Here is a 13,308-nt window from a genome sequence, read left to right on the forward strand (position 1 = left end):
ATACCTTAGATGTAAAAAAATAAAAAAGGTTGCTTCATAAATAAAAAAAAACCCGACTAATCGGGTTTTTTTATTTTTTTTATTCAGAAGCCTCTTTAATAGCAGCTTTTATTTTCACTTCAAGCTCATCCATTAATTCGGGATTATCCTTTATTAAAGCTTTTACCGCATCTCTACCTTGACCTAATTTTGTGTCTCCGTAGCTAAACCATGAACCACTCTTTTTAACGATTTCAAATTCTACCGCTAAATCAAGAACTTCACCTACTTTAGAAACACCTTCTCCATACATAATGTCGAATTCGGCTGTTTTGAAAGGTGGTGCCACTTTATTTTTAATCACTTTTACTTTAGTACGGTTACCAATTACATTCTCACCATCTTTTATTTGTGATGAACGACGAATATCTAAACGAACAGAAGCGTAAAATTTCAAAGCATTACCCCCAGTTGTAGTTTCTGGATTTCCAAACATAACCCCGATTTTCTCTCTTAACTGGTTAATGAAGAAAACAGTACAATTAGTTTTACTGATAGTACCCGTTAATTTTCGCAATGCTTGTGACATTAAACGAGCATGAAGTCCCATTTTGGAATCTCCCATTTCTCCTTCAATTTCACTTTTTGGAGTTAAAGCAGCAACAGAGTCAATTACAACAATGTCAATAGCGCCCGAACGAATTAAATTCTCAGCAATCTCTAAAGCTTGCTCACCATTATCTGGTTGAGAAATAATTAAATTGTCAACATCTACGCCTAATTTTTGTGCATAAGAACGGTCAAAAGCATGCTCCGCATCAATAAATGCAGCAATACCACCCGCTTTCTGAGCTTCTGCAATAGCATGCAATGTTAATGTAGTTTTACCAGAAGATTCTGGTCCGTAAATTTCTATTATTCTACCACGAGGATAACCATTTACTCCTAAAGCTAAATCCAGTCCTAAAGAACCAGATGAGATAGACTCTACTTCAACAATGGCACGATCTCCTAACTTCATTACAGTACCTTTACCGTAAGTTTTGTCTAATTTATCAAGCGTTAATTGTAACGCTTTTAATTTGGCTTCTTTATCTGAACTCATCTTTCCTTGTGATTTTTAAACGCAATTATTTTGGTAAAAATACTTCTTTTTTTTGAAGTTACAAGTTTCTGAAATGTTTAAAAAAAGCACAAAATTCCCTTTTAAAAAGACCAGAATAGTTGAGAGAATAAAGATTCGAATAAGAGCAGAGACTTTATAAAGACTGGTTTTTTAATCAAAAAATAATTTGTAAATTTGCACCTTCAAAAATCGTTTTACTATAAAAACGATATAAAATATTTCTCAAACTTAAAATTGATATAGCATGCAACTGTACAATATTTTAAGCGCAGAAGAAAGAGCTGTCATGATTGACGAAGCTGGTAAACAAAGATTAACTTTGTCTTTCTACGCCTATGCGCATTTATTGAATCCTCAGGAATTTAGAAACGAACTTTTTTTAGCTTGGAATCCCCTAGAAGTATTAGGTAGGATTTATGTAGCTAATGAAGGTATTAATGCCCAAATGTCATTACCGGCAGACCGTTTTCATGAATTTAAAAAACATTTAGACAGTATTTCTTTTCTAAAAGATATCCGATTAAATATTGCAGTAGAACAAGATGATAAGTCATTTTTGAAACTAACGATAAAAGTTAGAGATAAAATTGTTGCAGACGGATTGCAAGATGAAACTTTTGATGTAATGAACAAAGGAGTTCACCTGAATGCAAAATCATTCAATAGCTTACTAGAAGACCCAAATACGATTGTAGTGGATATGCGTAATCATTATGAAAGTGAAATTGGTCACTTCAGAAACGCAATTACTCCCGATGTAGATACCTTCCGTGAATCTTTACCAATCATTGAAGACCAGTTGAAAGAACATAAAGAAGATAAAAACTTATTGATGTACTGTACTGGAGGTATTCGTTGTGAAAAAGCAAGTGCCTATTTTAAACACAAAGGTTTTCAAAATGTTTACCAACTAGAAGGTGGAATTATTGAATATACACGTCAGGTAAAAGAAGAAGGATTAGAAAGTAAATTTATCGGTAAGAATTTCGTTTTTGATCATAGATTGGGCGAACGAATTACTGAAGATATCGTTTCAAAATGCCACCAATGTGGAATAGCATGTGATACCCATACCAATTGTGCGAATGAAGGGTGCCACTTACTGTTTATTCAATGTGAATCTTGTGCAGCAGCAATGGAAAATTGTTGTTCTACAGAATGTCTGGATATCATTCATTTGCCACTGGAAGAGCAAGTTGCTTTGAGAAGAGGAGTAAAAAACGGAAATAAGATTTTCAAAAAAGGAAAATCAGAAGCATTACGATTTAAAACAACTACCGATTCAAATCAAAAAGTAGAGGAAGTTGCAAAAGCAGTTAAAGCTTCAACGAAACCAAATAAAAAGAAATTATTCATAGGAAGCGGGACACACTTTTTTCCTAAACCAAGTATTGGACAGTTTAGAATAGAAGCTCATGAAATTAAAATTGGTGATACAATTGTAATTGCAGGACCAACCACTGGACAAGAAGAAATGGTGATTACTGAAATGTTCGTAAACGATCAACTTGCTGAAGTAGCAAAATCAGGAGACAATTGTACATTCAAATTACCATTCAGAATTAGACTTTCAGATAAATTATATAAGTTGATGTAAGCAACGAATTAAAAATATTTTTTTAAAATGGATACATACTCTTAGAGTATGAATCCATTTTTTTTTGCATTAAAACCACAACATCTGTTTATTTAAAATAAAAAGAATTAAATTTAAATAAACAGATGTTGTGGTTATATCTACTGAGAAAGGGCTCCACTTTTGGGGTATAAAAATCTTTATATAAATAAGCTAACAAAATACTATCTTTGTTCACAAAATGTTTTTAAAAATCGAGGTTATGGTAACATAACCCAATATATATATAAATTGAGATATGGCATGTACAAGTTGTTCTACCAGTAAAGATGGATCGTCACCGAAAGGTTGTAAAAATAATGGGACTTGCGGCACCGATAGCTGCAATAAACTAACAGTTTTTGATTGGCTTGCAAATATGAGCCCTTCTAATGGAGAATTACCATTTGATTGCGTAGAAATACGATTTAAAAATGGAAGAAAAGAATTTTACCGAAATACAGAGAAATTAACGTTAAGTATTGGTGATATTGTTGCTACAGAAGCTTCACCAGGACACGATGTAGGGATTGTAACGCTAACGGGAGAGTTGGTGAAAATCCAAATGAAGAAAAAAGGAGTGAATCATACAAGCAATGAAATTCCTAAAATATATAGAAAAGCATCTCAAAAAGATATTGATATTTGGTCTGAAGCAAGAGATAAAGAAGAACCAATGAAAGTAAAAGCCCGTGAATTGGCGATTGACTTAAAGTTGGAAATGAAGATCTCAGATATTGAATTTCAGGGAGATGGATCAAAAGCAACGTTTTATTATACAGCAAATGACCGTGTCGATTTCCGACAATTAATTAAGGAATTTGCCCGTGCATTCAGTACGCGTATTGAAATGAAACAAGTAGGTTTCCGTCAGGAAGCAGCAAGATTAGGAGGTATTGGATCATGCGGAAGAGAATTATGTTGTTCAACATGGTTAACCGATTTCCGAAGTGTAAATACATCTGCAGCACGTTACCAACAATTGTCTTTAAACCCTCAAAAGTTAGCTGGACAATGTGGTAAATTAAAATGCTGCTTGAACTATGAATTAGATACCTATATGGATGCCTTAAAGGATTTTCCAGATATTGAAACACAGCTTTTTACAGAAAAAGGAGATGCTTTTTGTCAAAAATTAGACATCTTCAAAGGGCTAATGTGGTTCGCTTATAAAAACAATATGGCGAATTGGCATGTGTTGAAAATCGAGCAGGTAAAAGAAATAATTAGCGATAATAAGCAAAAGAAAAGAGTATCTTCTTTAGAAGATTTTGCAGTGGAAATTCTTTCTGAACCAGAAAAAGATTTCAAAAATGCAATGGGACAAGACAGTTTGACTCGATTTGATATGCCAAAGAAAAAGAAAAAGCCAGCCAAAAGACGCAAACCAACAAACGATAAAAATGACCCTAAAAAATAGTGTTTTACTCCTTATGGTAACCGTACTCTTTTTCTCTTGTGATAAAAAAAGAGTCTTTGACGAGTACAAAACAATAGGAAAAGTATGGAATAAGGACAGTATTGTTTCCTTTAAGTTTAAACAAGAAGACACGACTTCAGTCTACAATCTTTTTGTGAATTTAAGAAATAATGATGCCTACCCATTCAACAATCTTTTTTTAATTGTTTCGTTAGAACAACCAGACGGATTTACAGAAGTAGATACATTAGAATATCAAATGGCTAAACCAGATGGATCCTTGTTAGGATCAGGTTTTAGCGATGTTAAGGAAAGTAAACTTTGGTTTAAGGAAAAACAAAAGTTTCCAATAAAAGGAGATTATCAAGTGCACATTCAGCAAGCTGTGAGACAAACAGGTAAAGTAGCAGGTGTGAAAGATTTGGAAGGGGTAACGGAAGTAGGATTTAGAATAGAATCAATAGAATAAATTTATTTATGGCTCAAAAGAATAAAAATAAAACAGAGGATTTTTCACATTATGTAAAGATGTTTTGGAAAATCTTTATAGGAGGAATTGCAACGATAATCCTGTTTTTTCTATTGGCTTCATGGGGATTATTTGGATCAATGCCCTCTTTTGAAGAATTAGAAAACCCAGCATCAAACTTAGCGACAGAGATTATTTCATCTGATGGAGTAACGCTAGGGAAATTCTATAGTGAAAACAGAACGCCAATTAAATTTTCAGATTTACCAGATCCATTAGTAAAAGCATTAATATCGACAGAAGATGAACGATTTCTAGAACACTCTGGAATTGATGCACGTGGTACATTAAGAGCAGTCACTAGTTTAGGAACAAGCGGTGGAGCGAGTACCATTACACAACAGTTGGCAAAATTGCTATTTCACGGAGAAGGATCTAAAAATATTGTTGCGAGAATGACTCAAAAAGTGAAAGAGTGGATTATCGCAATTCGATTAGAAAGACAATATACAAAGAATGAGATCTTGACCATGTATTTGAACAAAGCCGATTTTGTAAATACAGCAGTAGGAATTCGTTCGGCAGCAAAAGTTTATTTTGCAAAAGAACCAAGAGACCTTACCACAGAAGAAGGAGCAATGCTTGTTGGGATGTTGAAAAACCCATCTTTGTACAACCCCATTCGTCGTGAAGACATGGTGCGTGAAAGAAGAAATGTTGTATTGGGACAAATGGAAAAGAATGGCTTTTTAGACAAAGCAAAGAAGGAAGCATTACAAAAACTCCCTTTAAAACTAACATTCTCACCAGAAAGTAATAATGAAGGATTAGCAACCTATTTCAGAGAATATTTACGTGATTTCATGAAGCAATGGGTAAAAGAACATAAAAAAGCAGACGGATCAGAATATAACATCTACCGTGATGGATTAAAAATCTATACAACAATTGATTCCCGCATGCAGAAATATGCTGAGGAAGCAGTGGTAGACCATATGAAAAATCTTCAAGAAGAATTTTTCGCTCAGAATAAAAAGAATACGAATGCGCCATTTATCAATCTTTCTAAAGAGCAAACCAATAATATTATTGAACGCGCTATGAAAACGTCAGATCGTTGGCGTATAATGAAAGATCAAGATAAAAGCGAGGAAGAAATTAGAAAATCATTTGCTGTAAAAACGAGAATGACAATTTTCACATGGAAAGGTGAAAAAGATACAACGATGACTCCGATTGATTCAATCCGCTACTATAAAGCATTCTTACAAACAGGTATGATGTCAATGGAACCTCAAACAGGACATGTGAAAACATGGGTAGGAGGAATCAACCACAAGTACTTTAAGTATGATCACGTAGATTTAGGAGCAAGACAAGTAGGTTCTACTTTTAAACCATTTGTATATGCAACAGCCATAGAGCAATTACATTATTCACCGTGCGATAGTATCATTGATGCACCATTTACAATCCCAAAAGGAAGACATAATGTGACTGAAACTTGGACGCCTAGAAACTCAAACGGGCAATACAAAGGAATGGTGACGTTAAAATCTGCATTGGCAAATTCGATCAATACAATTTCAGCAAAATTGATTGACCGTGTAGGACCAAAAGCAGTAGTTGACTTGACACATAAATTAGGGGTGAGATCTGATATACCTGCGCAGCCAGCAATTGCATTAGGAGCTGTAGAGATTACAGTAAGTGATATGGTAGCAGCCTACAGTACATTTGCAAATCAAGGAGTATACATCAAACCACAGATTATTACAAGAATAGAAGATAAAAATGGTCAGGTGTTATTTGAACCAGTACCAGTATCAAAAGATGTATTGAATAAAGATGTGTCTTATGCCATTGTAAAATTATTAGAAGGGGTAACCGAATCAGGATCAGGAGCGCGATTAAGAACTGCTGGAGGAGGAGGACCTGTATATAAAAGAATGACAGGATATCCATATGCCTTTACAAACCCAATTGCAGGTAAAACTGGAACAACACAAAATCAATCAGATGGTTGGTTCATGGGAATGGTTCCAAACCTAGTCACAGGAATTTGGGTAGGAAATGAAGATCGTTCGGCTCACTTTAAGAGCATTAGCTTTGGACAAGGAGCAACGATGGCATTGCCAATATGGGGTATTTTCATGAAAAAATGTTACGCTGACCCAGATTTAAGCATCTCAAAAGGACAATTTGAAAGACCAGCAAATTTATCCATAAATGTAGACTGTTGGAAAGCCGTGAAGGATTCCACAGATTTGGAACAAAATACAGATGAATTTGATTTTTAATAAAAAACGCCTTTGTGAGAAGGCGTTTTTTTTATATTTTTAAACTAAAATAAAATACATTGTATGATTAATAAAAAAGTGAAAGATGTTCATGTAGCGTTGCAAGACGTTAAGGATGGAATGACGCTCATGTTAGGAGGTTTTGGTCTTTGTGGAATCCCTGAAAACAGTATTGCAGAGTTGGTCAAAAACGAAGTAAAAGAGCTTACTTGTATCTCAAATAATGCAGGTGTTGACGATTTCGGATTAGGATTACTATTACATAAAAAGCAAATAAAAAAGATGATCTCCTCTTACGTAGGAGAGAATGCTGAATTTGAACGCCAAATGTTGAGTGGAGAATTAGATGTTGAGCTTATTCCTCAAGGAACTTTAGCGGAAAGATGTCGTGCTGCACAAGCTGGATTTCCAGCCTTTTTTACACCAGCAGGTTACGGAACAGAAGTAGCTGAAGGAAAAGAAACACGCGAATTTAATGGAAAGATGTATGTCATGGAAGAAGCTTTCAAAGCAGATTTCGCCATTGTAAAAGCTTGGAAAGGCGATGAAGCAGGAAATTTGATTTTCAAAGGAACAGCTAGAAATTTTAATCCATCAATGTGTGGAGCTGCAAAAATTACGGTTGCTGAGGTTGAAGAATTAGTGCCAGCTGGAACATTAGATCCAAATCAAGTTCATATTCCAGGGATTTTTGTACAACGAATCTTCCAAGGAGAGAAATATGAAAAAAGAATCGAGCAACGTACAGTAAGACAACGATCATAAGTAAAGTTACCTAATAAAAAATAAATTTTGCAATACATTTAAAATCCATGATGCAATGGATTATCATAGATGGGAGCATATTTATGGATAAATTGATATAGTAATTATGTTAGATAAAATAGGAATTGCAAAAAGAATAGCACAAGAATTACGCGACGGATATTTTGTGAATTTAGGAATAGGAATTCCAACACTTGTGGCAAATTATATTCCAGAAGGAATTGAAGTTGAGTTTCAAAGTGAAAATGGAGTTTTAGGTATGGGACCTTTTCCTTTCGAGGGAGATGAAGATGCTGATATCATAAATGCAGGTAAACAAACGATTACCACACTTCCAGGAGCATCATTCTTTGATTCTGCAACTAGTTTTGGAATGATACGTGGACAACACGTTGATTTAACAATATTAGGAGCAATGGAAGTTTCTGAAAATGGAGATATTGCCAACTGGAAAATTCCAGGAAAAATGGTGAAAGGTATGGGAGGAGCAATGGATTTAGTCGCTTCTGCAGAAAATATTATTGTAGCAATGATGCACGTTAATAAAGCAGGAGAATCGAAAATACTAAAACAATGTACACTGCCACTTACAGGAGTAGGATGTGTGAAAAAAGTTGTAACAGAATTAGCTGTTTTAGAAATTACACCAAAAGGATTTAAACTTCTTGAAAGAGCACCTGGAGTGACTGTTGAAGACATTGTGAAAGCAACAGAAGCAACGTTAATCATTGAAGGAGATATTCCAGAGATGAAAATCAACTAAAAAAAAGGTCGTTTAATATAAACGACCTTTTTTTATGAGATTAATTGCTTTTAGGAATAGCTGCAATTAGTTTCTTTGTATACTCTTTTTGTGGAGATTCATATAAGACATCTGCATCTGCAAGTTCTTCTATTTTGCCCTTATTCATAACCATGATTTGATCCGACATATATTTTACAACGCCCAAGTCATGGGATATAAAAATATAAGTAAAACCAAAATTTTCTTTCAGCTCATTCAGTAAATTGAGGACCTGTGCTTGAACAGAAATATCCAAGGCAGAAACCGATTCGTCGCAAACAATCAACTTAGGTTGTAAAGCTATCGTACGAGCAATTCCAATACGTTGGCGTTGTCCTCCAGAAAATTCATGTGGATAACGATTGAAGTGCTCTGCACCTAGACCTACGCGCTCCAGTATTTCAATCACTTTTGCCTTTCGTTCAGCACTAGTTTTATATAAACCATGTACTTCAATAGGTTCCATAATGGCCTTTCCTACAGGTATTCTTGGATTTAAGGAAGAAAATGGATCTTGAAAAATAATCTGAATTTCTTTGCGTAACTTTTTAATGTCCGCAGCGTTGAGTTTCGTAATATCAACACCACGATATAAAATTTTCCCAGCAGTAGCTTTGTCCAATTGTAAGATAGCATTCCCTAAAGTTGATTTTCCACAACCAGATTCACCCACTAAACCAAGTGTTTCTCCTTCATAGACTTTAAAACTGACATCATTTACCGCTTTGAAGCTTATATTTTTACCAAAGAGACCTTGTGAAGAAAGATATTCTTTTTCTAAATTAATAACTTCCAATAAAGGTTTCTGATGATATAATTTTTTATGAAACTCTACGCGCTCTTCAGAGGTCACGATTTCCGACTTTACTTTGTGATTCATGAAATCTTGTATAGTAGGGAGTCGTTTCAAACGCACGTCTAGTGATGGTCGTGAGTTAATGAGCGCTTTGGTATACAAATGTTGTGGGTTGTGGAAAATGGCATCGATAGAGCCTTGTTCCACGATTTCCCCTTTATACATAACCAATACCCGATGCGATATTTCACTTATTAACGACAAGTCGTGCGAAATAAATATGATACTCATCCCCGTCTCTTGCTGTAAATCTTTTAGTAATTGTATAATTTCTTTTTGTACCGTTACGTCAAGAGCGGTAGTAGGTTCATCGGCAATAAGTATTTTTGGTTTACAAGCAATGGCCATGGCGATCATAACACGTTGTTTCTGCCCACCACTAATCTGATGAGGATAACTATCGTAAATCTTGTTTGGATCGGGGAGTTTTACTTTTTCAAATAAAGCAATCACTTCCTTTTTAGCATCCAATTTAGATAAGGAAGTATGCTGTAGTAAAATTTCCTGTACTTGAAATCCACACTTTAGAGACGGATTTAATGAACTCATAGGTTCCTGAAAAATCATCGATATTTCATTTCCTCTAATCTGTTGAAATTCCTTCGCGGATAATTTTTCCAGAGGAAGAGTATTGTAAATAATTTCCCCTTGGGTAATTTCTGAAATCTTTTGCGGTAATAATCCCATGATTGCCAGTGATGAAACTGATTTTCCAGATCCAGATTCTCCTACAATACCTAATATTTCATTCGGGTATAACTCATAATTAATACTGTGAATAACAGGAGTAAACTGCCCTTCTTTTTTGAAGGCAATTACAATATTATTGACTGTTAGCAATGGTTTTTCCATGAGAATAAAGGTACTATATTTTAAGAAAATAGATTTCCTAAAAAACAAAATAGAATTAAATCGTTAAAAATCAACAAGAAAGCGTGTATTAGCTTAATAAAATTATATTTTTGAAAATTACTTAACAAAACTAGAACCACAATGAAAAGAAATGTACCAAAAAACATGTCGTATGTCATCGTTTTTGGACTTGCCTTATTTGCTACGCAGTTGCATGCGCAGGATCAAAGACAAGCAGCCGAAATTACGAAGGGCTATGATCTAAAAAAATTAAAAAAGCTAGAAAAAGAATTTGCCTATAAAACGGTAATTGAAAAACAAAAAGCTTTAGAAGCGGCGAAACGAAATGGATGGTCAGAATTTATTTTAAATAAAGATGGCTCCAAAGATGAATTAATCGCCTTAACACCAGATGGATTCCCATTGTATAATTCTGTAAACAATAGAGATGCCGCAATTTCAACCAGAGCAAATTTTCTAAATACAGGAGGAGCACTAGGCCTAAATCTGAATGGTGAAGGAATGGTAGCCCGAGTATGGGATGGAGGAAAAGTGAGAACAACCCACCAGGAATTTGGAGGAAGAGTTACAGTAAATGATGATGTTGCGGGACCAGACGGTAACAGTTCACATTCTACACACGTAACGGGAACAATTGCAGCAGCAGGACAAAATGCGCTCGCAAAAGGAATGGCTCCATTAGCAACAGTACGCACATTCAATTGGGGGAATGATAGAGCAGAGGCTTTAGTAGAAGTACAACAAGGAATGTTGTTGTCGAATCATTCCTATGGAACTCCAATTCAAAATACAGATACGGGAGTGTTTATTCCATCATGGTATATTGGGGCTTATGTAAGTGTATCAAGAGATTGGGATGAAGTAGCTTATAGTGCACCATATTATTTAATGGTTGCATCTGCAGGAAATAATGGAAATACGGCTAACCCTGATCCGTCAACACCTGCGTATGATAAATTAACAGGAAATAAAACATCCAAAAACAATCTGGTTGTAGCCAATGCACAAGATGCTATAATAGGGCCAGACGGATCATTAGTAGGTGTTCTTATTAATTCATCCAGCAGCCAAGGACCAGCAGATGACCTTAGAATCAAACCGGATATTACAGGAAATGGAACCAACTTATTATCAACGTGGAGTACGGGAGATAATATGTATGGTAGATTATCAGGGACATCTATGGCTGCACCAAATGTTACAGGAACCTTATTATTGGTACAACAACATTACCATAATATAACCAATCGATTCATGAGAGCGGCTACGTTAAAGGCATTGGCATGCCATACTGCTGATGATGCAGGAAGACCTGGTCCAGATGCTATTTTTGGATGGGGACTATTAAACGCAAAAAAGGCCGTAGAAACTATTACAGCTAATGGATTACAATCGTTGATCTCTGAAGAAACATTAACACAAGGACAAACGTTTACGATGCAAGTTCAATCTGATGGAGTAAACCCTTTATTAGCGTCAATCGTTTGGGCAGATGTACCAGGCGTAGCAAACAATGGTGTTTTGAATAGTTTAACACCAAGTTTAGTGAATGATTTGGATCTACGTTTAACCCAAGGAGAAAACATATTTTATCCATGGAAGTTACAGGCAAATGCGACATTAAATGCAACAAATAATAGTGATAATAATGTTGACAATGTAGAACGTATTAATGTAGTAGCTCCAGCAGGAACGTATACTTTAACTGTTACACATAAAGGAGTACTTCAAGGCGGTCCACAGTCATTTTCATTGATTGTAACGGGTATAACTTCCAATTTTTCAATTACACCTACTGCACCCGATTTAATTTCTTGTACAACAGAAAGTCCAGTTTATAATTTCAGTTATAAACAAATCGGTACAGGCACAACAACTTTTTCTGCTATTGGATTACCACAAGGCACAACAGCAACATTTAATAATGCAACATTAAATGCAACAGGGCTATTAACAATGACAATTTCTGGTTTAGAAAATGTAGCTCCGGGAGATTATACTTTTAGTATTAAAGGAGATGATGGTGTAGAAACGGAATCAAAAGAAGTGACATTAAAAGTCTATAGTTCAACATTTCAACCTGTGACAATAACAGCACCAGCTAATGATTTGACCACCATTGGGGGAAGCATGTCTTTTGTGTGGAATACAACAAATAATGCAGAGTCTTATCGTTTAGAATTAGCAACAGATGCAGCATTTGCAACGATTGTAAAAACGGCTGAAACAGTAGAAAGTAATGCTTTGATGGTGGATTTAAATCCAAACACAACTTATTTCTGGAGAGTAATACCTGTAAATCGTTGTGGAGAAGGAGTAAATACCGCTACAACACACAACTTTAAAACAGGATTTTTCAATTGTGACCATGTTTTTACTGCTACAGATTTTTCTAATGCAACAATTCCAGCTACTGCCAATTCTATTGCGACAATTCCTGTAACAGTTACAGGAGGATTGACTATTGGAGATTTGAATGTAACAGTTGATATTACGCATACGTATGTACAGGATATGACAATCTATTTAGTAGGACCAGCAGCAATAGGAAGTCCAGAAATTAAATTGTTTCAAGAAGCCTGTGGAAGTCAAGATAACATTATGTGCTCACTAGATGATTCAGGTGTTGAAATTGTATGTGGTGATAATCCAGGAATATCAGGAAATGTATTGCCTAAGGAAGCATTAAATAATTTTAATCAATTAGTTGCCGATGGGGTTTGGACATTACGTGTTGAAGATCCCTATAATGGTGATGGAGGAATCGTTAATGGATTCAGTCTATCCATTTGTGGTGTTTCAGATACTCCTTTAAGTACTAAAGATCACGAATTATCCAATGTGTCTATTTATCCTAATCCAACAAAAGGAGTAGTGAATATTACACTGCCACAATTTTTAGAACAAAATGCAAAACTGACATTATTTGACATTCAGGGAAGAAATATCCTTTCCAAAAATGTAAGCCAAACAGAAGAAGTTTTGAATATTGAAAACTTACAAAGCGGTGTTTACTTATTGAATATTGTAAACGGAAATAGTAAAGTAACCAAGAAAATTATTTTGAATAAGTAATTGAAGATTAATTAAAATTGAAAAGGGCTTTGCATTGCAAACCCCT

Annotated in this window: 9 protein-coding genes; 7 read left to right on the plus strand and 2 right to left on the minus strand. The window is 35.0% G+C overall.

Annotation, left to right across the window (positions count from 1 at the left end):
- Positions 1-79 precede the first annotated feature (79 nt).
- Positions 80-1,084 (minus strand): recombinase RecA, encoded by a 1,005-nt coding sequence (gene recA / locus P6733_RS07025; RefSeq protein ID WP_306351350.1) that lies wholly within the window; start codon positions 1,082-1,084, stop codon positions 80-82.
- 265 nt (positions 1,085-1,349) lie between these two features.
- Here recA and trhO point away from each other — a divergent pair, with 265 nt between their 5' ends.
- From trhO to P6733_RS07055, 6 genes are all read left to right on the plus strand, one after another.
- Complete coding sequence (trhO, locus tag P6733_RS07030) at positions 1,350-2,702, plus strand: oxygen-dependent tRNA uridine(34) hydroxylase TrhO (protein ID WP_306351352.1); 1,353 nt, start codon at positions 1,350-1,352, stop codon at positions 2,700-2,702.
- A 277-nt stretch (positions 2,703-2,979) separates the two neighbouring features.
- Complete coding sequence (locus P6733_RS07035; RefSeq protein WP_306351354.1) at positions 2,980-4,140, plus strand: PSP1 domain-containing protein; 1,161 nt, start codon at positions 2,980-2,982, stop codon at positions 4,138-4,140.
- The gene (locus P6733_RS07040) at positions 4,124-4,609 is read left to right on the plus strand and encodes a gliding motility lipoprotein GldH (protein ID WP_306351356.1); all 486 of its coding nucleotides are present in this window, start codon (positions 4,124-4,126) and stop codon (positions 4,607-4,609) included. Before P6733_RS07035 ends, P6733_RS07040 begins: the two co-directional genes overlap by 17 nt.
- 8 nt (positions 4,610-4,617) lie before the next feature.
- A complete protein-coding gene (locus P6733_RS07045; RefSeq protein ID WP_306351358.1) occupies positions 4,618-6,909 on the plus strand; it encodes a penicillin-binding protein 1A in 2,292 nt (763 codons plus the stop codon).
- 63 nt (positions 6,910-6,972) lie between these two features.
- Entirely contained in the window at positions 6,973-7,674 is a 702-nt protein-coding gene (locus P6733_RS07050; protein WP_306351360.1) for a CoA transferase subunit A, read from the plus strand.
- 106 nt (positions 7,675-7,780) lie between these two features.
- Positions 7,781-8,437 (plus strand): CoA transferase subunit B, encoded by a 657-nt coding sequence (locus P6733_RS07055; RefSeq protein ID WP_306351362.1) that lies wholly within the window; start codon positions 7,781-7,783, stop codon positions 8,435-8,437.
- A gap of 40 nt (positions 8,438-8,477) precedes the next feature.
- Here P6733_RS07055 and P6733_RS07060 read toward each other — a convergent pair whose 3' ends face one another.
- On the minus strand, positions 8,478-10,166 hold the full coding sequence (locus P6733_RS07060) for an ABC transporter ATP-binding protein (RefSeq protein WP_306351364.1): 1,689 nt from the start codon (positions 10,164-10,166) through the stop codon (positions 8,478-8,480).
- A gap of 141 nt (positions 10,167-10,307) precedes the next feature.
- Here P6733_RS07060 and P6733_RS07065 point away from each other — a divergent pair, with 141 nt between their 5' ends.
- On the plus strand, positions 10,308-13,262 hold the full coding sequence (locus P6733_RS07065; protein WP_306351366.1) for a S8 family serine peptidase: 2,955 nt from the start codon (positions 10,308-10,310) through the stop codon (positions 13,260-13,262).
- Positions 13,263-13,308 lie beyond the last annotated feature (46 nt).

The organism is Flavobacterium aerium, from assembly GCF_030766725.1.
GTDB classification, from domain to species: Bacteria; Bacteroidota; Bacteroidia; order Flavobacteriales; family Flavobacteriaceae; genus Flavobacterium; species Flavobacterium aerium.

Excerpts from the sequence above, each read along its gene's own strand:
- P6733_RS07050 (WP_306351360.1), top strand. The coding sequence starts at position 6,973 with ATGATTAATAAAAAAGTGAAAGATGTTCATGTAGCGTTGCAAGACGTT.
- P6733_RS07045 (WP_306351358.1), top strand. The coding sequence starts at position 4,618 with ATGGCTCAAAAGAATAAAAATAAAACAGAGGATTTTTCACATTATGTA.
- P6733_RS07060 (WP_306351364.1), bottom strand. The coding sequence starts at position 10,166 with ATGGAAAAACCATTGCTAACAGTCAATAATATTGTAATTGCCTTCAAA.
- recA (WP_306351350.1), bottom strand. The coding sequence starts at position 1,084 with ATGAGTTCAGATAAAGAAGCCAAATTAAAAGCGTTACAATTAACGCTT.
- P6733_RS07065 (WP_306351366.1), top strand. The coding sequence starts at position 10,308 with ATGAAAAGAAATGTACCAAAAAACATGTCGTATGTCATCGTTTTTGGA.
- P6733_RS07035 (WP_306351354.1), top strand. The coding sequence starts at position 2,980 with ATGGCATGTACAAGTTGTTCTACCAGTAAAGATGGATCGTCACCGAAA.
- P6733_RS07055 (WP_306351362.1), top strand. The coding sequence starts at position 7,781 with ATGTTAGATAAAATAGGAATTGCAAAAAGAATAGCACAAGAATTACGC.
- P6733_RS07040 (WP_306351356.1), top strand. The coding sequence starts at position 4,124 with ATGACCCTAAAAAATAGTGTTTTACTCCTTATGGTAACCGTACTCTTT.
- trhO (WP_306351352.1), top strand. The coding sequence starts at position 1,350 with ATGCAACTGTACAATATTTTAAGCGCAGAAGAAAGAGCTGTCATGATT.